Origin of the sequence: Sphaerisporangium perillae (genome assembly GCF_023276435.1) — a bacterium.
GTDB lineage: Bacteria > Actinomycetota > Actinomycetes > Streptosporangiales > Streptosporangiaceae > Sphaerisporangium > Sphaerisporangium perillae.
Genome location: NZ_JALLPO010000121.1, coordinates 1 through 522, shown reverse-complemented (window position 1 = coordinate 522; position 522 = coordinate 1). Strand labels below are relative to the sequence as shown.

Genomic DNA, 522 nt, shown 5'->3' with positions numbered 1-522 from the left:
CACCGCCACCGTTTTCGTACCCGGGCGGAGGCTCGGCTGAAGATCGCGACCTGGATCGCGGACTTCTACAACGTCAAGCGCAGGCACAGTGCCAACGACGGGCTGCCGCCTGTCACATTCGAGCGTCTGATGATCGAGAAGAGGACAGCATCAACGGCCCTGCTGAGGGCCGCTGTGGCATAGGACCGTCTCCACGGTTTGAGGGGATTGACACCCCATCCGTCTGCTGGTCGATCACCGTGAGGCCCTCATCGCCGAGCGCACTAGGTTGATCAACCGGGTGTTATGGCTGGTCCACGACCTGAGCCCTGACTTGGCGGCCGCGGTGACCAAGCTCAAGCAGATCACCACCCGCCGCAAGCTCACCGCACGGCTCCAGGCGTTGCCGGCCGGCACCCTCCCTGCCAAAATGGATAGAGGTAGCAAACAGGCGCAAAACTCTGCATCGAGGGTGGGGAAGGAGACATCCCTTCGTGGGAGCGAGCAAGCCGGATCCGCAGATCCCTGACCCGCAGGTGCGTG

At 63.2% G+C, this 522-nt stretch carries 1 pseudogene; it reads left to right on the top strand.

What is annotated here, in order from left to right:
* Positions 1-183 (top strand): annotated as a pseudogene (locus tag MYF83_RS42280) (hypothetical protein); the annotation flags it as partial.
* Positions 184-522 lie beyond the last annotated feature (339 nt).